18 protein-coding genes and 1 pseudogene are annotated in these 22,529 nt (G+C 71.7%); 8 read left to right on the top strand and 11 right to left on the bottom strand.

Annotated elements, in window-relative coordinates; translation table 11 throughout:
• The first annotated feature begins 50 nt into the window (after positions 1-50).
• From ACIQAC_RS18020 to ACIQAC_RS18000, 5 genes are all read left to right on the top strand, one after another.
• Entirely contained in the window at positions 51-1,328 is a 1,278-nt protein-coding gene (locus tag ACIQAC_RS18020) for an MFS transporter (RefSeq protein WP_402192054.1), read from the top strand.
• 138 nt (positions 1,329-1,466) lie between these two features.
• Positions 1,467-2,291 carry an aldo/keto reductase gene (locus ACIQAC_RS18015; protein WP_402192051.1) on the top strand — a complete coding sequence of 275 codons (825 nt, stop codon included), beginning with the start codon at positions 1,467-1,469 and terminating at the stop codon, positions 2,289-2,291.
• 116 nt (positions 2,292-2,407) lie between these two features.
• A complete protein-coding gene (locus tag ACIQAC_RS18010) occupies positions 2,408-3,250 on the top strand; it encodes an alpha/beta fold hydrolase (protein WP_402192050.1) in 843 nt (280 codons plus the stop codon).
• 70 nt (positions 3,251-3,320) lie between these two features.
• On the top strand, positions 3,321-3,947 hold the full coding sequence (locus ACIQAC_RS18005) for a GntR family transcriptional regulator (RefSeq protein ID WP_402192047.1): 627 nt from the start codon (positions 3,321-3,323) through the stop codon (positions 3,945-3,947).
• A 76-nt stretch (positions 3,948-4,023) separates the two neighbouring features.
• Complete coding sequence (locus ACIQAC_RS18000; protein WP_402192045.1) at positions 4,024-4,911, top strand: LysR family transcriptional regulator; 888 nt, start codon at positions 4,024-4,026, stop codon at positions 4,909-4,911.
• Positions 4,912-5,022: 111 nt separating this feature from the next.
• Here ACIQAC_RS18000 and ACIQAC_RS17995 read toward each other — a convergent pair whose 3' ends face one another.
• Positions 5,023-5,814, bottom strand: coding sequence for a carbon-nitrogen hydrolase family protein (locus tag ACIQAC_RS17995; RefSeq protein ID WP_402192043.1), 792 nt, complete (start codon positions 5,812-5,814; stop codon positions 5,023-5,025).
• A gap of 21 nt (positions 5,815-5,835) precedes the next feature.
• Positions 5,836-7,191: an MFS transporter gene (locus ACIQAC_RS17990; RefSeq protein WP_402192040.1), complete on the bottom strand. Its 1,356-nt coding sequence runs from the start codon at positions 7,189-7,191 to the stop codon at positions 5,836-5,838.
• Between the two features lie 144 nt (positions 7,192-7,335).
• On the opposite strand from ACIQAC_RS17990, the gene ACIQAC_RS17985 reads away from it, so the two are divergent.
• Positions 7,336-8,022, top strand: coding sequence for a DUF2848 domain-containing protein (locus tag ACIQAC_RS17985; protein ID WP_402192038.1), 687 nt, complete (start codon positions 7,336-7,338; stop codon positions 8,020-8,022).
• 30 nt (positions 8,023-8,052) lie between these two features.
• Here the strand turns inward: ACIQAC_RS17985 and ACIQAC_RS17980 are convergent, their stop codons facing one another.
• On the bottom strand, positions 8,053-8,886 hold the full coding sequence (locus ACIQAC_RS17980) for an aldo/keto reductase (RefSeq protein WP_402192670.1): 834 nt from the start codon (positions 8,884-8,886) through the stop codon (positions 8,053-8,055).
• A 189-nt stretch (positions 8,887-9,075) separates the two neighbouring features.
• Between ACIQAC_RS17980 and mgrA the strand changes: the two genes are divergently transcribed.
• Positions 9,076-10,119, top strand: a complete 1,044-nt coding sequence (mgrA, locus tag ACIQAC_RS17975) for an L-glyceraldehyde 3-phosphate reductase (RefSeq protein ID WP_402192036.1) — start codon at positions 9,076-9,078, stop codon at positions 10,117-10,119.
• Between the two features lie 108 nt (positions 10,120-10,227).
• On the opposite strand, the gene ACIQAC_RS17970 is transcribed toward mgrA, so the two are convergent.
• Positions 10,228-11,367: a glycoside hydrolase family 88 protein gene (locus tag ACIQAC_RS17970; protein ID WP_402192033.1), complete on the bottom strand. Its 1,140-nt coding sequence runs from the start codon at positions 11,365-11,367 to the stop codon at positions 10,228-10,230.
• Positions 11,368-11,612: 245 nt separating this feature from the next.
• Between ACIQAC_RS17970 and ACIQAC_RS17965 the strand changes: the two genes are divergently transcribed.
• A complete protein-coding gene (locus ACIQAC_RS17965) occupies positions 11,613-12,890 on the top strand; it encodes an alginate lyase family protein (protein ID WP_402192031.1) in 1,278 nt (425 codons plus the stop codon).
• A gap of 105 nt (positions 12,891-12,995) precedes the next feature.
• Here ACIQAC_RS17965 and ACIQAC_RS17960 read toward each other — a convergent pair whose 3' ends face one another.
• The 7 genes and pseudogenes from ACIQAC_RS17960 to ACIQAC_RS17930 form a co-directional block, all read right to left on the bottom strand.
• On the bottom strand, positions 12,996-15,869 hold the full coding sequence (locus ACIQAC_RS17960) for a hypothetical protein (protein ID WP_402192029.1): 2,874 nt from the start codon (positions 15,867-15,869) through the stop codon (positions 12,996-12,998).
• On the bottom strand, positions 15,866-16,987 hold the full coding sequence (locus ACIQAC_RS17955) for an AAA family ATPase (protein WP_402192026.1): 1,122 nt from the start codon (positions 16,985-16,987) through the stop codon (positions 15,866-15,868). Before ACIQAC_RS17955 ends, ACIQAC_RS17960 begins: the two co-directional genes overlap by 4 nt.
• A 126-nt stretch (positions 16,988-17,113) precedes the next feature.
• Positions 17,114-18,592: a VWA domain-containing protein gene (locus ACIQAC_RS17950; RefSeq protein ID WP_402192024.1), complete on the bottom strand. Its 1,479-nt coding sequence runs from the start codon at positions 18,590-18,592 to the stop codon at positions 17,114-17,116.
• Positions 18,589-20,001 (bottom strand): hypothetical protein, encoded by a 1,413-nt coding sequence (locus tag ACIQAC_RS17945; protein ID WP_402192667.1) that lies wholly within the window; start codon positions 19,999-20,001, stop codon positions 18,589-18,591. Before ACIQAC_RS17945 ends, ACIQAC_RS17950 begins: the two co-directional genes overlap by 4 nt.
• A gap of 126 nt (positions 20,002-20,127) precedes the next feature.
• Positions 20,128-20,649 (bottom strand): annotated as a pseudogene (locus ACIQAC_RS17940) (hypothetical protein); the annotation flags it as partial.
• A gap of 111 nt (positions 20,650-20,760) precedes the next feature.
• Entirely contained in the window at positions 20,761-21,219 is a 459-nt protein-coding gene (locus tag ACIQAC_RS17935) for an SRPBCC domain-containing protein (protein ID WP_402192022.1), read from the bottom strand.
• A 26-nt stretch (positions 21,220-21,245) separates the two neighbouring features.
• Positions 21,246-22,460: a serine hydrolase domain-containing protein gene (locus tag ACIQAC_RS17930; protein WP_402192019.1), complete on the bottom strand. Its 1,215-nt coding sequence runs from the start codon at positions 22,458-22,460 to the stop codon at positions 21,246-21,248.
• Positions 22,461-22,529: the final 69 nt, after the last annotated feature.

The raw sequence follows: 22,529 nt of genomic DNA, 5'->3' as shown, positions 1-22,529 counted from the left end.
TGTCGTCGCTCGTAAGCGTCCCCCGCATTCGCTCGAAAGGTCCTTTCCTCATGCCTCTCGCGCTCGTGGCCCTGGCCATCGGGGCCTTCGGGATCGGCACCACCGAGTTCGTCATCATGGGTGTGCTGCCCCAGGTCGCCGACGAGTTCGGAGTCTCCATCCCCACGGCCGGCTGGCTGGTGTCGGGCTACGCGCTCGGCGTCGTCGTCGGCGCCCCGCTGCTGACCGTGCTGGGCACGAAGGTTTCCCGCAAGAAGATGCTGATGTTCCTCATGGGCCTCTTTGTGGTCGGCAACGCGCTCTCGGCCGTGGCACCCACCTTCGGGCTGATGCTGGCCGGCCGGATCGTCGCCTCCCTCGCGCACGGCGCGTTCTTCGGCATCGGCTCCGTCGTCGCGGCGGATCTGGTCGCCCCGGAGAAGAAGGCCTCCGCCATCTCGCTGATGTTCATGGGCCTGACCGTGGCGAACATCGTCGGTGTCCCCGGCGGCACCTCCATCGGACACGCCGCCGGCTGGCGCGTCACCTTCGCCCTGGTCTCCGCACTCGGCGTCATCGGCCTGCTCGGCCTGGCGAAACTGGTGCCGGAGACCGGCCGCCCCAGGACACCGGACGTCCGCTCCGAGTTCGCCGCGTTCCGCAACGTCCAGGTGTGGCTGGCGATGGCGATGACCGTCCTCGGCTACGGCGGGGTCTTCGCCGCGATCACCTACATCACGCCGATGATGACCGACGTGGCCGGCTACACCGAGGGCGCGGTCACCTGGCTGCTGGTCCTGTTCGGGGTCGGGATGTTCGCCGGCAACCTGGTCGGCGGCCGGTTCGCCGACCGTGCCCTGATGCCGATGCTGTTCACGTCACTGGGCGCACTGTCGCTGACCCTGCTCGCCTTCACGGCGACCGCCCACAACAAGGTCCTCGCCGCGATCACGCTGACGCTGATCGGCGCGCTGGGCTTCGCCACCGTACCGCCGCTCCAGAAGTGGGTACTGGACCAGGCCTCGGCCGCGCCGACGCTCGCCTCTGCCGCCAACATCGGCGCGTTCAACCTGGGCAACGCCCTCGCGGCCTGGCTCGGCGGCCTTGTGATCGCCGGTGGCCTCGGCTACACGGCCCCGAACTGGGTCGGCGCCCTGCTCGCCGCCACGGCCCTGCTGCTGTCCTTCCTCGCGGCGTTCCTCGACCGCCGGAACCGGTCCGGGTCGGGCCCGGGACAGGGACAGGGACAGGTACAGGTACAGGGACAGGGACGGGTGGTGGCCGCGGCGGGCGAACCGGCGGTGGAGTCGGCGTCCGGAACGGCCGGGGCCGCGGCGCTCGGCCGCTGAAGCCTGGCCTGCCGCCGCCAAGGCCAAGAACACCCCGCGCCCCTCGAAACCGCGCACCGTGCGCACCACGCGCACCGCACACACCGCGCACACCACTAACACCACTCGAACCACTCGAACCACGATCAAGGAACCACCATGTCGACCATCCCCCACATCACCCTCAACAACGGCGTACGGATCCCGCAGCTCGGATTCGGTGTCTTCCAGGTCCCCGACGCCGAGACCACCCCCGCGGTCGCCTCCGCCCTCGACGCCGGATACCGCTCCATCGACACCGCCGCGATCTACGGCAACGAGAAGGGCGTCGGCGCGGCCCTCGCCGATTCGGGCATCGCCCGCGAGGACCTCTTCGTCACCACCAAGCTGTGGAACGCGGACCAGGGATACGACGCCACGCTCAAGGCGTTCGACGAGAGCCTGGCCAAGCTCGGCCTCGACCATGTGGACCTGTACCTGATCCACTGGCCCACCCCGGCCCGTGACCTGTACCTCGACACGTGGCGGGCGCTGGAGCGACTGGCCGCCGACGGCCGGATCCGCGCGGCCGGCGTCTCCAACTTCCAGCCCGACCACCTGCGCCGTCTGCTCGACCACAGCTCGCTCGTCCCGGCCGTCAACCAGATCGAGCTGCACCCGGGCCTCCAGCAGCGCGAACTGCGCGCCCTCCACGGCGAACTGGGCATCGCCACCGAGGCCTGGAGCCCGCTCGCGCAGGGCGCCCTGCTCGGCGAGGACGCGATCGTGTCCGTCGCCGCCGCGCACGGCAGGTCCCCGGCCCAGGTGGTGCTCCGCTGGCACCTCCAGCTCGGGAACGTGGTGATCCCGAAGTCCGTCACGCCCAGCCGGATCCGCGAGAACCTCGACGTCTTCGACTTCACACTGTCCGACGACGAGATGACCGCGATCGGGGCCCTGGACCGCGGCCTGCGCACGGGCCCGGACCCGGACACCCTGAACTGAGCCGATCAACACCCTGCCCGAATCCGCCGACACCGCAGGCGGGTTCGGGCAGCGCCGTCACCAGACGATGACAACCCAGTTGCCAAGTCACTGAGTCGAGTGACACCCTTGTTGTCATGACCGAGCGCAGCGACCTCCCGCACACGTCCTCGTTCACCACCCCCGACGGCGATCTCGCCTACCGCGACCAGGGCACCGGCCCCGCGCTCGTGCTGCTGCACGGCGGCTTCCTGGACCACACCCAGTGGGAGCCGCAGATCCGGGCCTTCGCGCCGCACTGGCGTGTTATCGCGCCGGACGTCCGTGGTCACGGCGGTTCGGCCAACGCGACCCGGCCCTTCCGCGCGACCGACGATCTCGCCGCCCTGCTGCGGCACCTCGGCGTCGGCCCGGCGGTCGTGGCCGGAGTCTCGATGGGCGGCGGCATCGCGGTCGACACCGCGCTGGAACACCCCGGGCTGGTGCGTGCCGTGGTGGTCAGCGGGGTCGGCACGAGCGAGCCGGTGTTCGAGGATGCGTGGAGTCTCGAGGTCCTGGCCGCTCAGCAGCGCGCGCTGGTCGCCGGTGACGTGGCGGGCTGGCTCGACGCGTTCCAGCGCTTCACGGCGGGCCCCCACCGCCGGTTGACCGATGTCGACGCCGACGTGCTGGGGCGGGTGCGCGGGGCCGCCCTGCGGACCGTCTCGAAGCACACCGCCGATGAGCCCGACCACCGTGTGCCGGTCGGTGACACCTGGAAGCGGGCCACGGAGATCGACGTCCCGGTGCTGGCGATCAACGGCGCGCTCGACTCCCCCGACCACCTCGCCATGGCCGAGCGCCTGGTTCACGGGGTCCGGGACGGCAGGGTCGCGACCGTCCCGGACAGCGCCCACTATCCGAACCTGGAGAACCCCGACGCCTTCGACGGCCACCTCGCGGAGTTCCTGCGGAACCTGCCGCCGCTGGGGCCGTCGTAGGGCCTCCGCGGGCGCGCGCTCCCGTGGTAGCTTCCGTATACAAGGTGTATGCGATCCCCTGGGGGCAGCGGTGGTGTCCGGTCGGCAGAAGGCCTACGCGTATCTCAAGGAGACGGTACTGACGGATCCCGAGATGCAGGGGGTCTTCCTGTCCGAACAGGAGATCGCCGACCGCATCGGGGTGTCCCGGACGCCGATCCGTGAGGCGCTGCTGCTGCTCGCCGCCGAGGATCTGGTCGAGCTCGTGCCGAAGCGCGGTGCCCGGGTGGCGCCGCTGACCGGGCGGGAGATCGGCGAGCTGATGCAGCTGCGCGGGATCGTCGAGCGGTACGCGGCACGGCAGGTGATCGAGGAGGACCGCACGCCGGTCCGTGAACTGCGTGAACTGCTAGACCGCCAGCGGGATCTCACCGGCGCCGACCAGGCCCGCGAGTTCATCGCCGTGGACCATCTCTTCCACGCGTCACTGGTCGCGGCCGTCGGCAACGGTCTGCTGGAACGGCACTACGACGGACTGCGCAGCCGCCAGGTCCGGGCCGGCGTGACCGCCCTGTTCGCCCAACAGGGCCGCCAGGAGGCGGTGTTGGACGAACACTCGGCGATCCTCGACGCGCTCGCCGCCGGGGACGCGGACGCGGCGTGCAAGGCGATCGACGACCACCTCGCCTCGACCCTGAAGGTACTGCTCGCCGGTTAGGGCCCCGCGGTACGGACGGGTTCGCGGACGACGTCCCGTGCCGGTTCCCCGAAGGTCGCATTGATACTGTTCATGGATGCTGAGCCTGGTGCAGCTGAAGGTTCTCGCCGCGGTGGCACGCCACGGATCCGTGACGGAGGCCGCGCGGGAGCTGCACTACTCGCAGCCGTCGGTGAGCCACCATCTGTCACGTCTTGAGGCGACCACCGGGGTCAAGCTCGTCCAGCGGGTGGGCCGGGGCATCCGGCTGACCCCCGAGGGCGCGCTGCTGGCCAACCGGGCCACCGAGATCGTCGGCCGGGTCGAGGCGGCCACCAACGAGCTGGCCGCGCACGTCAGTCTGCGGACCGGCCGGGTCCGCCTCGCCGCCAACGCGTCCGTGCTGAGCACGATCGTGCCGGTGGCCGCCGCCGCGCTCACCGAGGCCCACCCGGGCCTGGAACTGGTCGTCTTCGACCGGCATCCGGTCGAGGCGCTCCGGATGCTGCGGCACGGCGAGATCGACGTCGCGCTGGTCTTCCGGTATCTCGACGCGCCGCTGGACCAGGAGGGGTTCCGTATGGTCCACGTGGCCGACGACCCGATCCATCTGGTGAGCCGGAGCCCCGACGACAGCGTGGCCAACCATCGCGACTCCCCCTGGATCGGCGGCTGCGAGTGGTGCCAGGGCGAGCTCCACGCGGTCTGCCGGCACTATGGCTTCGCCCCGCGCATCGCGTCCGTCTGCGACGACATGGTCGTGGTGCAGGCGCTCGTCGCCGCCGGAACCGGCGTCACCACCCTGCCCGGACTGGCGCTGCGCGCCCACCGGTTGTCCGAGATCCACACGACGGAGATCCCGGACTTCACCCGCCAGATCTACACCGTCACGTACGGCGATCCGCCCGACCCGCCCGCCGCGAGCGCGCTGATCCGGGCGATCCAGGAAGCCGCCCGGAAGGAGGTCGGCCCACCGAGCCCCTGAGCCGGCCGGCCCGGCCGGCCGGGCGACTCAACTCCCCACAACTCCGGCTCAACTCCCCACACCTCCAGCTCAACACCGCACAGCTCCGGCTCAACACCCCGTAGCTCCGGCTCAACTCCACAGCTCCGGGCGCCGGTTCGCGAGCACGGAGATACGTCGCCGGGTCGCCGCCACCTCCTCGACGTCCAGGTCGGTCACCAGCAACTCCGGGTCCGCGCCGAGCCGTTCCCGTACGGTGCCGTCCGGGCCGACGACCAGGCTGTGGCCGATGCCGGTCGGGGCTGTGCCGGACGGGGTGCCCGGGTCGGCCTGGTCCACGGCGGCGACCCAGAGCGTGGCGTCCAACGCGCGTGCCCGGACGAGGAGTTCCCACTGGTCGACCTTGCCGGGGCCGGCGCCCCAGGACGCGGCCAGCAGGGTCGCCACGGCACCGGCGTCGGCGTGCGCCCGGAACAGTTCAGGGAAGCGGACGTCGTAGCAGGTCGCGAGGGCGAGCCGGACGCCGTCCACGTCGAGGGTGGTGATCCGTGCACCGGAGGCCACACTCTCGGACTCGCGGTAGCCGAAGGCGTCGTAGAGATGGATCTTGTCGTACGACGTCTCCACGCCGGGGCCGGTCGCCAGCAGAGTGTTGGCGACCCGGCCGGCACTGGCCGGGGTGAACATGCCGGCGACGACGACCGTCCCGGTGTCGCGGGCGATGGCACGGACGCCCTCGGCCCACGGTCCGTCCAGGGGTTCGGCGAGGGGTGCGAGCGGGGTGCCGAAGCAGGCCATCGACGCCTCGGAGAAGACGACCACGCGGGCGCCCGCGTCGGCTGCGCGGCGGGTCCACTCCTCGATGAGCAGCAGGTTCTTCTGCGGGTCGGGACCGGTGGTGAGCTGGCTCAGGGCGATACGCACGGGACGGTTCTCCTTCGCGGGTCAGACGGCCTTGGCGGGCACGTCGTCGGTGGTCCTGCCGGCGAGGCGGTCGTCCTCCTCGACCGCGTGGGCGGCGTCCCGGCCGAGGTACACACCAACGAGGGTGACGACGACGGTGAGGGCGATGTAGAGGGCGAGCGGCACCCAGCTGTCGAACGCGCTGAGCAGGGCCGTGAACAGCAGCGGGGCCACGGCACCGCCGATGATGCCGGCCAGCGTGTACGCGAGGGAGGAGCCCGTGTAGCGCAGCCGGGGCGAGAACTGCTCTGCGATGAACGCGGCCTGGGGACCGTACAGGAACGAGTGGATGGCGAGGCCGACCACCACACCGGCGGCCAGCGCGACCCAGCCCGTGCCCGCCATCGGGAAGAACACAAACGGCCAGACGCCGGCCGCGATCGCGCTCACGCCGTACAGCGCGCGGCGGTTGACCCGGTCGGAGACCGCGCCCGCCAGCGGGATGAGGAAGACCTGGAGGGTGGAGCCGATGAGGACGGCGGCGAGGGCGGAGCCGCGGGACATGTCGAGTTCCTCGGTCGCGTACGTCAGCACGAAGACCGTGAACATGGCGTACAGCACGTCCGGGGCGACGCGGCACAGGATCGCGGCCGTGAGGGCCCGGGGCTGGGTGGTGAACACCTCGCGGATCGGCGCCTCGGGACGGGACTTCTCGGCCTCCATCGCCTTGAAGACCGGGGTCTCCTCCAGTTTCGCGCGGATCCACAGTCCGAAGCCGACCAGGGCGCCGGAGAGCAGGAACGCCACACGCCAGCCCCAGGACTCGAACTGCTGCTCGGTGAGCATCAGGCCCAGCGCCGCGAGGACGCCGTTGGCCATCAGGTTGCCCGCGGGCGGGCCGACCTGGGCGGCGGAGGCGTAGAAGCCCCTGCGGCGCGGGTCGCCGAACTCGCTGGACAGCAGGACCGCGCCGCCCCACTCGCCGCCGACGCCGACGCCCTGCGCGAACCGCAGCACGACCAGGGCGATCGGGGCGGCGATGCCGGCGGTGGCGTAGCCGGGCAGGACGCCGATGAGGAAGGTGGCGGCGCCGATCAGGACGAGGGTGGCGATCAGCACCTTCTTGCGGCCGATGACATCACCGAGGCGGCCGAAGACGAAGCCGCCGAGCGGGCGGGAGAGATAGCCGACCGCGTAGGTCGAGAACGCGAGGAGGGTGCCGGTGAGCGGGTCCTCGGACGGGAAGAACAGATCACCGAAGACCAGGGCCGCGGCCGCCGAGTAGACGGCGAAGTCGTACCACTCCAGGGCGGTGCCGGTGAGGCTGGCGACAAAGGCCCGGCGGGCGCCCGAGCGCCGGTCGGGGACCGTCCGTGCGCCCTGCGGGGAGTCGTGCATGGTTTCTCATCCTTGCGTCGAGGGGACATCGACCTCTGGGCATACTTCTTGTATACAGGTCGTATGCGCAAGCCCTGCGCGACGAATTTACGGCCGGGAAATCCGCCCGGTCGCTGTCCGACCCGATTTTTTGGAGTGCCGCTGATGGCCGTGCTGACCTTCGAACTGCCTGACGGAACGACGCGCGAGGTCGCCGTCACCCAGGTGCTCAACGCCGGATACGCCGGGCGCAGCCAGGACGATGTCGCCGCCCATGTCGCCGAGCTGGCAGAGCTGGGAGTGCCCGCACCGTCGGTGACGCCGGCGCTGTACCCCGTCGCACCGTACCTGGCCCAGCAGACCGAGGCCGTCGCCGCCCAGCACGCGCGGACCTCGGGCGAGGCCGAGTGGGCGCTGGTCGTCGCCGGGGACGGCGAGCTGCTGCTGACGGCCGCCTGCGACCACACCGACCGCGATCTGGAGGTGCACGGTGTGGCCTGGAGCAAGAACGCCGGGCCCGATGTGCTCGCCCGGCGCGCCTGGCGTCTGGCCGACGTGGCTCCCCGGATCGACGAGCTGACGCTGCGCGCCTGGGTCACCCACGGCGACCGGGAGACCGAGATCCAGGACGGCACCCTCGCCGAGCTGCTGACCCCGGCCTACTGGGTGGACGTGCTGCGCGCCCGCGAGGCCCTCGTGCCGGGCACGGTCCTCATCTCCGGGACGATCCCCATGGCCCACGACGTCGACCAGTTCGCCGACGCCTGGCGGGTGGAGCTGGGCGACCCGGCGACGGGCGACACGATCGGGCTGACGTACGCGGTCCGGGCGCTGCCGACACCGATCGGCTGAGACGGGGCGGCAAGGGCTGGGCTGCGGGCCTCAGTCCTGCTGGGGCAGCCAGTCCAGGCGGTCGCGCTGTTCGGCGGTCAGCCGGAGGTCGGCCGCCGCCACGTTCTCCTCCAGGTGGCGGACCTGCGCGGTGCCCGGGATCGGGAGGATCACCGGGGAGTGGCCGAGGAGCCAGGCCAGGGCGACCTGGGTCGGGGTGGCGTCCACCTCGGCGGCGACGGCGGCGATCTCGGCGCGGGCCCCGGAGGCGCCCCACGCGACCGGCCGCCAGGGCAGGAACGCGATGCCGGCCTTCTCGCAGGCCGCGAGGACGGGCTCGTGCTCGCGGTCGAGGAGGTTGTAGCGGTTCTGCACGCTCGCGATGTCCGTGATCCGGCGGGCCTCCTCCAGCTCGGCGACGCTCACCTCGGACAGGCCGATCCGGCCGACCTTGCCCGCGGCGCGCAGGTCGCGCAGGGCGCCGATCTGGTCGGCGAGCGGGATCCGCGGGTCGACGCGGTGCAGCTGGAGCAGCTCGACACGGTCGACGCGGAGCCGGCCGAGGGCCGCGTCGACCTGGGCCCGCAGTGCCTCGGGCCGGCCGTCGAGCGCCCATTCGCCGTCCGGGCGCGCGACACCGACCTTGGTCGTCACGAGGAGCCCGTCGGGGTAGGGGTGCAGGGCCTCGGCGAGGAGTTCCTCGTTGGCGCCCCAGCCGTACATGTACGCGGTGTCGATCAGCGTGACGCCCAGTTCGACCGCGCGCCGGGCGACCGCCAGCGCGTTCTGGCGGTCGGCCTCCGGTTCGGTCGGCAGATGCATCGCCCCGAAGCCGAGCCGCCCCACACGCAGATCCCCGCCGATGCGAAAAGTGGTCCCCGCCATCATGATCGCCCCCTAGTCGCAGGCACGCTAGCACTCCCGTGAGACGGGCGGTCGACCCATTCAGAAACCACGCCACTCAATACGATGACCAGGAACTGTTGGACTTCACGATCGTGCTGGAGCACTGTGGGGCAGGTCCCCCGACCCTGGCGGGACGTTCCCCACGGCACCACCCCCGGAGACCTTCCGATGAACCACGTCGCCGACCCCCAGCGCTACGACGGCACCATGCGTTACCGGCGCACCGGCCGTTCCGGGCTCGACCTCCCCCTGCTCTCCCTGGGCTACTGGCACAACTTCGGGGACGACCAGCCCTTCGAAAAGCAGCGCGAGATCGCCCTGCGCGCCTTCGACCTCGGGATCACCCACCACGACCTGGCCAACAACTACGGCCCGCCCTACGGCTCCGCCGAGATCAACTTCGGCCGTCTGATGCGGCAGGACCTGGCGCCGTACCGGGACGAGATGGTGGTCTCCACCAAGGCCGGCTGGGACATGTGGCCCGGTCCGTACGGTCAGGGCGGCGGCTCCCGCAAGTACGTCCTCGCCTCGCTCGACCAGTCCCTCACCCGGACGGGCCTCGACTACGTCGACATCTTCTACTCCCACCGGCTCGACGCGAGCACGCCGCTGGAGGAGACGATGGGCGCGCTCGACACGGCCGTCCGCCAGGGCAAGGCGCTCTACGTCGGCATCTCGTCCTACGACCCCGAGCGCACCCGGGAGGCCGCGGCGATCCTGCGCGACCTGGGCACCCCGCTGCTCATCCACCAGCCGTCGTACAACATGCTCAACCGGTGGATCGAGACCGACGGGCTGCTCGACGTGGCGCAGGAGGAGGGCTTCGGCGTCATCGGGTTCACCGCACTCGCCCAGGGCCTGCTGACCGGCCGCTACCTCGACGGTGTGCCGGAGGGCTCGCGGGCCACGCAGGACAAGTCGTTCGACTCGGGCTGGCTGACCGAGGACATGCTGGGACGCCTGCGCGCGCTCAACGACATCGCGGCCCGGCGCGGCCAGAGCCTGGCGCAGATGGCGCTCGCCTGGGCGCTGCGCGACGAGCGGGTCACCTCGCTGGTCATCGGCGCCTCGCGCGTCGAGCAGCTGGAGCAGAACGTGGCGGCGCTGGAGAACCTCGGCTTCACGGCCGAGGAGCTCGCCGAGATCGACAAGTACGCCACCGACGGCGGCGTCGACCTGTGGGCGGACGCCCGCCAGGGCAACCTGGGCTGACCCGTTCCGACCGTACGTCCACTGCCGGGACCCGTATGTCGGGCCCCGGCAGTCGGCGTTCGGGGAGCCGGCGTCGTGTGAGCCGGAGTTCGGGGAGCCCGGATGCCGTCACACCTGGGCGAGTTCCGTTCCGCCGAGGAGGAAGGCGCCGACGCCGAAGTCCGACGTCGTGTTGTAGGTGATGGGCTGGCTGGACTCGGGGCGGTCGCCGACCCGTTGGACGTAGCCGAGGAAGCCGTCGGGGTGCACCGCGGTGGTGACCAGGCCCTGCCAGGCCCGTTCGAGGACGGGGAGGTGGGCGGCGCGGTCCACGAGTCCGGTGCGGACGGCGTACGCCGTGCCGTAGAGGAAGAAGGACGTGCCGCTGGTCTCAGGGCCTGGCAGATGGGCGGGGTCGGCGAGGTTGACGTTCCAGAAGCCGTCCGTGCGCTGGACCCGGGCCACGGCCCGGACCAGGGCGGTCAGGGTCTGCCGGTACTCGGCGGCGTTCGCGTGGCCCGCCGGCAGCGCCTTGAGGGTCTTGACGTGTCCGCCGGCCACCCAGCCGTTGCCCCGCGACCACACCACGGGTTTGCGCGACGGCGAGAGGATGCCGCCCGGCAGGAACCGTTTGTCGCGGTACCAGAGGCCCGTCGCCGCGTCGAACAGCCCGGGTCCGCCCTCGGTCCGTTTGGTGTGCAGGTACAGGGCGTGCAGCTTGTCCGCGTACCGCGGGTCGCCGCGCAGGACGCCGATCCGGGCGAACGGCGGCATGGCCATGTGCAGGGCGTCGTCCCACCACCAGTCGTCGTTCTTCTGCGGGCGGTCCGTGTAGACCATCCGGTTCAACGACGTCTGGATGGCGGTGAGTTTGGCCTGCTCGGGCTCGATCTCGTAGAGGTCGAGGTAGGCCTGGCCGGCGTTGTGGTTGTCGGCGTGGCGGGTGGTGACGCCGCCCATGAGGCCGTAGCCGTGCTTCTCGGCCCAGCCGCGGGCGTAGTTGAGGTAGCGGGCCTCGCCGGTGAGGCGGTGCAGGGCGAGCAGGCCGCTGAAGAAGGTGGCGTTGGCCCAGCCGTTGTCGCCGGAGTTGCCGTGGGTGGCGATCCAGTGGTCGGCGACGCGGCGCAGTACGGCGATCACGTCTGCCCTGGGAGGCAGGAGGGCGCTTCCCGCGCTTCCCGCGCTTCTCGCCATGGCCTGCGCGGCGGGCGGCAGGGTCGCGGAGGCCGCGAGGGCGGCGGCGCCGGTGAGGAGGCGGCGTCTGTTCACGGAGGTCACAGGAGGTCAACTCCAAGACGTCGTAGAGGTTCACATGAGTGAACCGGGAGTGGGGGGCTGACTGCCGTCGGCCAGGGACGATAGGACTAGACCAAGTCCGCGTCAACACTCACGGACCGCATTCACCGGAGTTCCGTCGAGTTCCGTGCACGATCCATTGCCACCCCACAGGGTCGACCCTATGCTCGCCGCACGCACTCATGAACATGGTTCACATATACGACCGGAGTTGATTGATGAACGTACGCCTGCGGCTGTCCGTCGTCCTCCTCGCCGTCACGGCCACCGTCGCCACCGCGGCCGTCCCCGCCGCCTCCGCCCTCCCCGCGTCCAAGAAGCCCGAGGCGCCGAAGACCGCGGTCATGGACGGCTCCCGGCTGCGGGACACGAAGATCCAGCTGGACCGCGGCGACCCGCAACTCCGGCGCGCGGTCAAGGACTTGAAGGTGCGCGCCGACAAGTGGCTGGCCCAGGGCCCCTGGACGGTGGTGGACAAGCCCAAGCCGGCGCCCGGCGGCGACGTCCACGACTACCTCAGCCAGGCCCCCTACTGGTGGCCGACCACCGCCCCGACCGCCGACAACCCCTGGGGCTGCCCCTACGTCCAGCGCGACGGGCAGCGCAACCCCGAGGTGGACACCGGCACCGACCGCCAGGACGTCGAGCGGGTCTTCGACTCCACGTACGACCTCTCCCTCGCCTGGTACTACACCGGTGACCGGCGCTACGCCCAGAAGGCCGGGCAGATCGTCCGCACCTGGTTCCTGGACCCGGCGACCCGGATGAACCCGAACCTGGACCACGCCCAGTTCATCCCGTGCCGGTTCGACGGGCGCGCGATCGGCATCATCGACTTCTCGCAGTCGTACACCAGCGTCGTCGACGCCCTCGCCATCCTCGCGACCGGCGCCCCCGGCTGGACCAGGTCCGACCGCGACGGGATGCACGACTGGAACTCCGCCTTCCTGGACTGGCTCAAGAACAGCGAGTTCGGCAAGCAGGAGGCCGCGGCCGACAACAACCACGGCACCTTCTACGACATGCAGCTCGCCGCCCTCGCCTACGCCACCGGCGACCGGGAACTGGCCCGGCGCACGGTCCTGGAGTCCCGTACCAAGCGGATCGACCGGCAGATAGCCCCCGACGGCAGCCAGCCGCTGGAACTCTCCCGGACCAGGAGCTGGCACTACTCGACGTTCGACCTGGTCGCCTACACCAGGCTCGCCGCGATCGGCCGGAACGTCGGTGTGGACCTGTGGCGGCACCGCGGACCGGACGGCCAGAGCCTGACCAAGGCGGTGCGCTATCTGCTGCCGGCGGCCACCGGGCGTGCGGCGTGGCTCCATCCCGAGCTGGAGTTCTACCGCTACGCGGCCACGGACGTGGTGCACGCGGCGGCCGACGCGGGCGACGCGGCGGCCAAGGCGGCCGTACGGGACCTTGAGGCACCGCCCGGCGGTGACCTCTGGCGGCTGCGGCCGGCGGCGGAACAGCTCGACTCGATCGCCGGCTGAGACACCCTGCCGGGCCGCCCGGGAGCCATGACAGGTCCCCGGACGGGCCGGCCGGAGACGGTTGTGGCCGGGCCCTGCGCCGATCAGGGCCCGGCCACGGCGCGTTCACGACCGGTTCAGCAGCGCCTCCAGCGCCAGGGACGTCTCCGGGTGGCGGGTGAGGAGCGCGGCGCCCGCCGAAGCGCTCGCGGCCGGTGTGCCGGGTGCCGGGGTGCCGGGTGCCGGGGTGCCGGGTGCCGCCCACGGGTCGGTGCAGCCCAGCAGTGCGGCCACCGCGTCACAGGTCGCCGGGTGGCCGGCCAGCAGCGCGACTCCGCCCGCCGCGGGCCCGGTCTCCCGGGAAGCGGCCGCCGGCCTGCGCTCGGCCCGCCACGGCGGGGTCCACGCGTCCAGGGCCGCGAGCCGGCCCGGGAAGATCCGCCCCGCCTCCTTGATCAGCAGCGGCGCGAACTCGGCGCCCTCCGCGCGCAGGGTGGAGATCAGCGTCGGCAGCCACGGCAGCAGGACGGGGTCGGGCAGCCGGGCGAACGCGTTGGACACCGCCTCCACCACGAAGTCGGTCAGCGCCGGGACCGGCTCCAGGGCCTGCACGAATCCGCTGAGGTAGCGCGGATAGGACGGCACGACCAGCGGGTTGGCCAGCAGCGCGGCGCAGCGCGCCCGCAGCTCCTCGCGGGAGAGTGTGCCGAGATGCGTCTGCGCCGCCCAGAGAAGGGCCGTCTTCGGCGCCTCCTCGGGATGCGACTGGCCCACCGCCAGCTCCAGTTGGGCCCGGTCGCAGCCCAGGGACAGGGCGAGGCTCTCCATGCTGAACAGGAAGCCCAGCATGGCCGCGACCTGGCGTACCCCCGCGTCCTCGTCGGTGAACGCGGTCGGCAGCAGCGTGCAGTAGTGCGCGTAACCGGTCTTGACGAAGGACTCGATCCAGCCCGGCAGCACCGGCTCACTCGTGCGGTAGTACGCCAGCAATCGGCGTACCCGGCGCAGCACTTCGGGCGCGCCGTCGACGCTGCGTTCGGTCGCGAGGACCTCCAGCGCGTGCGTGCCGAGTTCGTCGGCCAGGCGGCGGCTGCGCAGATACCGGATCGCGTCCTCGACGGCTTCGAGGACGGTCGCCGTGGTGGCCTGCGGGCCGTACGCCCGTCGGCGCAGGCGCTGTTCCATCACCTGCTCGATGCTGACACCCTCGTAGCCGAGCTCGATCAGGGCCCGTTGATGGGTGCCGAGGGCCAGATCCCAGGACTCCTGGATGGGCCGCTCGCCGAGACCGCGCTCGCCCATGATGGGCCGGGCGGCGCCGTGCGGCATGAGGTGACGCAGCATCCACAGTACGTCGGAGCATCTGCTCAGCTCCGGCTGTCCCGCGATGTCGAGCAACGCCCGCTGCACACCGCGCTGTTGGAGCTTGAGGCCGAGTGGTACGAGCCGGTCGTGCACGTCCCGGGCGAGCGGCGGCAGGGCGTCGTAGCCGACCTGTCCGATCCGGTCGCCGCCCATCATGATCTCCACGAGCCGGCGTACGTCGCGCCTGCCGGGCACGGTGTCCTTCTCGATGCAGGTGACCGCCGCGTCCTGGAAGTCGTACGGCGTGGGCCTGGCCCGGTCGCGCATCCCGGCCAGCAGGATCGACGTCTCGAAGACGGCGATGGCGTCGGCCGTCGAGGCGAGGTAGCCGTTGCGGCGGGCGGCGCGGACGATCTCCACGGACCAGCCGAGGAGTTCGGCCTCGTCGAGACGGTCGAGGACCGGCGGGCGTTGCAGGAAGCCGGACAGTCTGTCGGCCGCCGGGGCGTCCGGCACGGGCGCGGGGGCGAGGGCGGGCGCGGGGGCCGGGGCGAGCGCGGGAGCAGGCGTTTTCTTCTTCGCCGGTTTCTTCGTGCCCGCCTGGCCTTCGAGGCGGAACGGCTTCACGCCGGTCCGCTTGAGGTTCTTCGCCCAGACGGTCGCGGCGATGGACACCGAGCCGCCGGCGAGGCCGAACTGCGCCTCGATCGCCGCGTGGCTGGAGGGAATCAGACCGTGCTGCCACTTGGTGGCCGTGCGCGGGCCGATCTCGAAGTCACCCGCGCCCGCCACGCCGAACTCCTCGACGCGGCTGGCCGCGTGGAAGGCGCCGCAGACGTAGAGACAGTCCGCGGGGTCCGTGCCGGTCGCGGTCAGGTGCTCGCGCATCCTGGTCCACATGTACCGCTCGCGGTCCTCGTCCACCCGCACCCGGTGCGGGTCCCCGGGGGCGAGCCGCCGGAAGAGGCTGCCGATCAGCAGCATGACCTGCCGGTAGGTGTGGTGGTCGCTGTCGCCGAGCGGCAGTTCGACGTACTGGTGCCACCACTCCGACCAGTGCCGGACCCGGCCGTGGCGCAGCAGATGCTCCTCCAGTTCGGCGAAGCGCGGGCGCAGGTCGCCGATCTCCACACCCACGGCGTCTCCGTGCAGCGCGGCCTCCTCCTCCGGCTCCGGCGCGTCCGGCGCTGCCGGTTCGGCGGGGTCCGTGTCGCGTCTGTCCCACTGGAAGACGTGGTCGGAGGAGCGGTCTACCAGGACCAGTTCGACGCCGGGGGTGTCCAGGGCGTACGCGATCGCCTGGTACTCGGCGGACGCCTCGGTGATCGGGGCGACCACCGACAGCGGCGACCAGTCGGCGGGGAAGCCCTCGACCTCGCTGGCGAAGGCCTGGACGGCCACCGGGAGGCGGCAGTTGCGCAGCTCGGACAGGAGCGGAGCCATGTCCTCGCACAGCTCCAGGTAGACCACCTTCGGCTGCTTCTCGCGCAGCCGGCGGGCCATGGCGAGCGCGGAGGCGGGTGAGTGGTGGCAGACCGGGAAGATCTCCAGCGGCTCGCCCACCGCGCGGTCGACGTCGTCGACGATGCCGAGCAGGATCTCCGCCAGCGCGTCGGGTCCTTCGGCGAACGTGGCGGCGGCCTCCTGGAGTTGGCCGCGCAGCCCGGTGAAGGTTCCCTCGTCCACGGCGGTCACGACAGGGTGGCGATCGCGTCGCGGCCGCCCTCGAGGAACTCGGGCCAGGAGCCGCCCTCCTCCTTGCTGCGCGGCTCGACCACTCCGTGCAGGTACTTGTTGAGGATGGCGAGGTCCTCCGGCTCGCGCCGGGCCAGTGAACCGACGAGTGAGGAGGCCAGGTTGTGGGCGGTCAGGGAACGCTCGCCGAAGAAGTTGCTGTGCAGGATCGCGTCCTCCAGCACGCCGATCTGCTCGGCGGTGGACAGCGCGGACTCCAGCTTCTCGTCGTCGCTGGCGGCCGCCGCGGCGGAGGCGCGCAGGTCGGCGAAGCTCTGAAGCAGCACGTCCAGCAGGGTCGGCGGCACGTCCAGCTCTATCCGGTGGCGGCGCAGCAGTTCCTCGGTGCGGAACCGGACGATCTCCGCCTCGCTCTTCTTGTTGGTCACGACCGGGATGCGGACGAAGTTGAAGCGGCGCTTGAGCGCCGAGGAGAGGTCGTTGACGCCCCGGTCGCGGCTGTTGGCGGTGGCGATGATGGAGAAGCCGGGCTGCGCGAACACGATGTTGTCGCTGTTGTCGCTGTCGAGTTCGGGGACGGAGATGTACTTCTCCGAGAGGATCGAGATCAGCGCGTCCTGGACGTCACTGGTCGAGCGGGTGAGCTCCTCGAAGCGGCCGATGGCACCGGTCTCCATCGCCGTCATGATCGGCGAGGGGATCATCGACTCCCGGGACTGGCCCTTGGCGATCACCATGGACACGTTCCACGAGTACTTGATGTGGTCCTCGGTGGTGCCGGCCGTGCCCTGCACCACCAGGGTGGAGTTGCGGGAGATCGCGGCGGACAGCAGCTCGGCCAGCCAGCTCTTGCCGGTGCCCGGGTCGCCGATGAGCAGCAGTCCGCGGTCGGAGGCGAGGGTGACGATGGAGCGCTCGACGAAACTGCGGTCGCCGAACCACTTCTGGGCGATCTCGCGGTCGAGCCCGTCGGCACGCTCGGAGCCCAGGACGAACAGCCGGACCATCTTCGGCGAAAGGCGCCACGAGAACGGCTTGGGGTTGTCGTCGATCGACTCCAGCCAGTCCAGCTCCTCGGCGTACTTGAGCTCGGCGGGGGCGCGCAGCACTTCGGACATGTCAGGCCTTTCTGAGAACACGGCGGACGAAGCCGATAAGGGAGAGGGAGCCAAGGGGTTCGCGCCGGGGCGCGAAAGGGTCCGCGCCGGGGCGCGGCGAAGCCGGGCGGGGGCACGGCCGGCGGCTCAGCCCAGGAACGTCTTGAGCTCCTGGACGAGCTTGCGGATGTGGCCGGACAGCACCGGGGTGCCGAGATCCTTGAACCGCTCGCGGAACCACGGGTTGACGCTGCCGCGACCGGAGCTGGTCACCGAGCCGACCGGTATGAACTTGGCCCCGGAGCGGTGGATCGCCGCCATGGACTCGAACAGCGGCTCGCTGCGCCATTCGTAGAAGTCGGAGATCCACACCACCACGGTGTTGCGCGGCTCGGCGATCTTCGGCTGGGCCAGGGTCATGGCGACCGTGCCGTCGGTGCCGCCGCCGAGGTTGGTGCGCAGCAGCGTCTCGAACGGGTCGTGCACCCACGGGGTGAGGTCGAGCGCCTGGGTGTCGTACGCGATGAGGTGTACGTCCACCTTCGGCAGCCCGGCGAAGATGGACGCCAGGATGGTGCAGTTGACCATGGAGTCGACCATCGAGCCGGACTGGTCGACGACGACGATCAGCCGCTGCGGTGTCGTCTTGCGGGCGGTGTGCCGGTAGAAGAGGCGGTCGACGTAGAGCCGCTCCTCCTCCGGGCTCCAGTTGGTGAGGTTCTTCCAGATCGTGCGGTCGATGTCGAGGTTGCGGAACACCCGCTTGGGCGGGATGGACCGGTCGATCGCACCGACGGTGGCCTTCTCGACCTGGGTGCGCAGCACCTCGGCGACCTCGTCGACGAAGCGGCGGATCAGGTCCTTGGCGTTGGTGAGGGCCACACCGGAGAGGTTGTTCTTGTCGCGCAGTAGCTGCTCGATGAGCGACATGCTGGGGGTGAGCTGCGCGGCGAGCCGGGGGTCGGCCAGCACCTCGCGCAGATGCATCCGCTTGACGAGGTCGGCTTCCAGGTCGCCGAGTTCGGGCCCGATGGCCGGGATCAGTGTGCTCAGGTCGGGGTTGATGCCGCCGCCGCCCGAGCCGGTCGGGCTCGCTCCCGTCCCGGCTCCGCCCAGCCTGGTCCGGCCGCCGCGCAGGTCACCGGGTGTGCAGCCGAGCGCGCGCTCCAGCCAGCCGGCGTCGGACTGCCAGCGGGCCAGCTGTCCCGCGGTCACGGTTCCGGAGCCGGTGGCGAAGACGTTGAGCAGCACCTTGGAGACGAGGGCGGCCCGTCGCACTTCGGCGGCGCGGTCCCGGGTGTCGCGGTCCTGATGCTGTTCTTGGTCCTGATCCGGCTCCGGGCCCGAGTCCTGATCCGTGTCCGGGACCATCAGCCCGTCGAACTCGGCGGCCAGCTCCGGGTGGCGCTGCACGATCGAGTCGACGGACGCCCCGGGGTCGAGCAGCGCGGGCGGCAGCCCGATGTCCTCGACGACGGCGAGGCTCGCCGACTCCAGGGTGGCCTGCTCGTCGTGGGCGAAGAGCCGGGACAGCAGCCGCCAGTAGAGGACCTGCCGGCGGTTGTCGTGTGCCGCCTCGTGCGCGGTCCGCGCGGTCCGCGCGATTCCGTGGTCCTGGTCCGTCATTTGCGCAGCAGCCTTCCCGCGCGCTCGCGCAGGGCGGCGACGGCGTCGGTGGCCGCCTTCTCCGCCTTCACGCCGGCCTTGTCGGTGGTTCCGCCGGCCCAGCCGCCCGCGTGCACCGCGACGCTCTTCTTCCGTACGGTCGTCTCCACTGCCAGGGGCTGGACGCGGAACGCGCCCGCGTCCCAGCGCAGCAGCCCTATGCAGGCCTTAGAGGCGGCGACGGCGGCGGGCGTCAGCGGTCCCGCGGTGGGGATGCGGTCCGTCTCGACGGCGATCGGTGTGCCGGCGACCGTGAAGACCACGGTCGCCTCGCCGCCGCCCTCCGGCGTATTGCGCTCGGTGGCGTACCCCTCCAGGAAGACCGGTACGGCGATCCGGGCCGGGTGGCGGTCCAGGGGTGCGGTGGCCGGCACGGTGGCGGTGGGGAGGGCTACGCGCGCGGTGGCGAAGGCGTCGGCGGGTGCGCCCGCGCTCGCGTGTTCGTCGCTCCAGATCAGGTCGCCGTCGGCGGTGACCGGCATGGCGGTGAGCTCCATGGCGCGGCCCTCGCTCACGGCGGCCAGCAGGGACATGTGCGGGCGCAGCAGCTGCCACACGCCCACTCCGACGACCGTGTCCGGCTTGGGCACCGAGACGGCGGCCCGGACGAGCCGGGGTGTGGTGCCGTCGGCGGGCTCGAACACGGCGTGCACCTGGGCCTGTGCGGCGGTGGCGTGTTCCTGGAGGTCGACGCCGAGGGGCAGCAGCCGGCCGGTCGCCGTGCCGGTCACGGTCCGGGCCACGGCGCCGGGGACGGTCAGGAGCATGGCGCGCGACCACAGGTCGGCCCAGCGGCGGGCCGGGATCCGGTCGAGGGTGGCGCCGGGGCAGGACGCGGCGAGTTCGGCGGCGAAGCCGTCCAGCAGGGTGGCGAGCCGGCGCAGCGCCGGGTCCGGGAGCATGGCGGAGACGACCTGGGCCGATCCGGAGATCATCTCGTGGTCGATGCCCTGCCAGCCGGCGCGGGCCAGGTCGCCGAGCCAGGAGCGCGCGGCCGCGAGGACGTTCGCCCCGGTGGCCTCGGTCGGATCCGGTGCCGGGTCCGTCGTGGCCGTGGGGCGGCCGGAGATCTCGTCCGCGCGGATCAGGAGCGCGTCGTGGACGGAGCCGACGAGTGCGGTGCGGGCGGCGGCGAGGGTGAGGAAGTGCTCCTCGCTCGCGGCACCGGTCGCGGCCTTCTCGGCGGCCTCGGTGACGCGCGCAGCGAGCGGTGTGCCGGCGAGGGCCTGCGCGAACTCGGCGAGCGCGTCCGCCTCTTCGGGCCGGGGACGGAGCAGTCCGCCACGCAGGACGTGATCGAAGGCGTCGACGGCGACAAGCGCCTCACCCAGCCCGTCGATGTCCGGCCCGTCGATGTCCGGCCCGTCGATGTCCGGCCCGTCGATGTCCGGCCCGTCGATGTCCGGCCCGGCGCTGTCCAGCCCGTCGACGCCCCCACCGTCGCCGGATTCACCGGATGCGCCGACGCCCTCCCGCACCTCGCCCCTCGCCGTGACCGCGGCCTCACGCGTCGGCGGGAACCACTGCATCTCCGGCAACGGCGTGGTGGCCGGGGCGAGTTCGAGGTAGGCGAGGTGGCGCAGGAAGCGGCTGAAGACGGCGGCGGCGGCCTTGGCGTCCGCCTGGCCGGGGCGGGTGCTCGTCATGGCGTGGGCGATCGCGGCCTCGCCGAACCCGGCGTCGTCCAGCTCCACGCGGAGATAGCGGGCGACGCGCTCACCGCCGTACTGGAGCGCGGACTCCTTGACCAGCGCCAGGATGTGGTTGCAGAACGTGCCCCGGGCGCCGCCGCAGGGCCGGTTGTTGTTGGTGCTGCACGCGAACGCGAAGCTGCCCGCCGCGACGGACGAGACGTAGACCCGCTCGATGTCCGAGCCGCTGGACACCACCCCTTGCAGGCGCCCGTCGGCCAGTTCCACGAACGGAACCTTCGCGAGCCTGCGTGGTCGCGCGGGTGGCACAACCCGCGCGATGCTCGACTTCTCCCAAGCCGACAACGCACCATCTCCTTTGCGCACACGGGGACTTCCCCACCAGACCGGCGGGAACAAGAACGAACCTACCGGGGGGCACTGACAACACCCCTCACCTGCGGGTTCTCCGGTGTGCGAGCAGAGCTGCGCGCGGGCCTACGCGTTTTCGACGAGGCGGGCCAGGTTGTCGAGGGCCATGCGGGTGCCCGTCTCGTTGTCCGCGGCGGGGACGGCGTCCGGCAGGCCCTCGTGGACGACGACCACGTCGGTCCCGTCTCCCACCGGGATCAGCGTGGTCGTCATCGTCATCTCCCCCTGCATCGCGGGGTCGTCGGTCTCGAACTCCAGGACCTCCACGACCCGCTCGTCGCGCACGAGGCGGGCGAAGCGGCCGTGGTAGGTGTCGGTGTGCGCACCGGACTTGCCTTCCGCGTCCGGGGCCTCGTACGTGAGCGACACGCGGAACGTGCCGCCCTCGCGCGCCTCGAACTCGTGCACCTCGCTGGTCATGCCCTCCGGCACTCGCCAGCGCGCGATGGCCTCCGGGTCGAGCAGCACCCGGTACACGGCCGGGGGCGCGGCCTTCACATGGCGGGAGACACGTGTCGTCTGCATCCCGCCAACATAGTCCCGGCCCCCGATCAGCGCCTGCCGCGCAGCAGCGCGCAGACGAACTCCTCCTGCACGGACCGCAGATCCCGCAGCCTGTCGGGCGTCAGCGACTGGTTGATCTGCGACGTCACACTGAAGGTCAGGGAGTCCCGGCCGTCCGGCGTCGCGGCGATCAGCTGTGTGTAGCCGGGGAAGTTCCCGGTGTGTCCCAGCATCACACCGCACGGCGTGTCGTACCGGAAAATCGCGAGCCCCGCGGTGTTTCGTCCCGGCCCGGCCGGCTCCGAGGCGCCGTTGATCCACGCGCGCTGCTCGCGCAGGACGCGCTTGCCGTACAGCGCGCCCGACGCGTAGCCCCGGATGAAGCGGGTCATGTCGGCGGGTGTGGACACGATGCCGCCGGACGCCCAGACCCCGGACGCGCCGATGATCTCGCTGACGTCCTCCGGCGGGGCGGGCGGGCTGACGTCGTAGCCGTGCAGATAGGGCTCGGGCAGCCGGTAGCCCGAGGGGAGGCTGGTGTTCCGCAGGCCGAGCGGCTCGTGGACCAGCTCGCGCAGCAGCCGTTCGTACGGGGTTCCGGTCACGGCCTCCGCCATGAGGGCGACGGCGATGTTGTCGGAGTTGGAGTACTGGTAGCGCGAGCCCGGCCGGAAGTTCAGCCGTTCCTTCGCCACGTAGTCGAGGAGTTTGCGCGAGTCGAAGCGGTGCCGTGGGTCGGCCGTGAGGACCTCCAGGAACGCGGGTGCCCGCGAGTAGTCCGGCAGTCCGCTGGTGTGGTTGAGCAGTTGCCGCAGGGTGACCGAGCCCCACACGCGCGGGAGCTGCGGCAGGCGCTTGCGCAGCGTGTCGTCCAGGCTCAGGGCGTGCCGGTCGACGAGGGAGAGCGCGACGGCCCCGCTGAAGGCCTTGGCCGTACTGGCGATCCGCATGTGGTCGTTGGGCTGCGGCGCGCGGCCGGTCGTGACGTCGGCGACTCCGGCCCGTACGACACGGGTGTCTCCGCCCCGCTGGAGCACGGCGATGGCTCCGGGCGGGCCGCCGGGCGCCCGCACCAGCTGTTCGAGCCGGCGCTGAAGCGGGTCGTCGTCGTGTCGGGCGTGGGTCGCATGGGTGGCCGCGACGGCGGGCGCGGCCGGGAAGAGCATCGTCAGACAGAGCGCGGCGAGCCGGGCGGTCCGCAGCCGCGGTCTCAGCCGGGCGGGGCGGGAGGGAACGGGAACGGGAACGGTACGAGGGGGCATGGGTGCTCCTGGAGCTGGGCGGTACGGCAGACCCAGCCTCGCCGCGGGTCCACCCACGGGCCGCCGGAG

It is taken from the genome of Streptomyces sp. NPDC088387 (assembly GCF_044753385.1).
Lineage (GTDB): Bacteria > Actinomycetota > Actinomycetes > Streptomycetales > Streptomycetaceae > Streptomyces.
This window is presented reverse-complemented; position numbering and strand designations above follow the sequence as displayed.

Bases quoted from the DNA above. Each gene is read 5' to 3' on its own strand.
- ACIQAC_RS18020 (WP_402192054.1), top strand. From the start codon at position 51: ATGCCTCTCGCGCTCGTGGCCCTGGCCATCGGGGCCTTCGGGATCGGC.
- ACIQAC_RS18015 (WP_402192051.1), top strand. From the start codon at position 1,467: ATGTCGACCATCCCCCACATCACCCTCAACAACGGCGTACGGATCCCG.
- ACIQAC_RS18010 (WP_402192050.1), top strand. From the start codon at position 2,408: ATGACCGAGCGCAGCGACCTCCCGCACACGTCCTCGTTCACCACCCCC.
- ACIQAC_RS18000 (WP_402192045.1), top strand. From the start codon at position 4,024: ATGCTGAGCCTGGTGCAGCTGAAGGTTCTCGCCGCGGTGGCACGCCAC.
- ACIQAC_RS17990 (WP_402192040.1), bottom strand. From the start codon at position 7,191: ATGCACGACTCCCCGCAGGGCGCACGGACGGTCCCCGACCGGCGCTCG.
- ACIQAC_RS17985 (WP_402192038.1), top strand. From the start codon at position 7,336: ATGGCCGTGCTGACCTTCGAACTGCCTGACGGAACGACGCGCGAGGTC.
- ACIQAC_RS17980 (WP_402192670.1), bottom strand. From the start codon at position 8,886: ATGGCGGGGACCACTTTTCGCATCGGCGGGGATCTGCGTGTGGGGCGG.
- mgrA (WP_402192036.1), top strand. From the start codon at position 9,076: ATGAACCACGTCGCCGACCCCCAGCGCTACGACGGCACCATGCGTTAC.
- ACIQAC_RS17965 (WP_402192031.1), top strand. From the start codon at position 11,613: ATGAACGTACGCCTGCGGCTGTCCGTCGTCCTCCTCGCCGTCACGGCC.
- ACIQAC_RS17955 (WP_402192026.1), bottom strand. From the start codon at position 16,987: ATGTCCGAAGTGCTGCGCGCCCCCGCCGAGCTCAAGTACGCCGAGGAG.
- ACIQAC_RS17950 (WP_402192024.1), bottom strand. From the start codon at position 18,592: ATGACGGACCAGGACCACGGAATCGCGCGGACCGCGCGGACCGCGCAC.
- ACIQAC_RS17935 (WP_402192022.1), bottom strand. From the start codon at position 21,219: ATGCAGACGACACGTGTCTCCCGCCATGTGAAGGCCGCGCCCCCGGCC.
- ACIQAC_RS17930 (WP_402192019.1), bottom strand. From the start codon at position 22,460: ATGCCCCCTCGTACCGTTCCCGTTCCCGTTCCCTCCCGCCCCGCCCGG.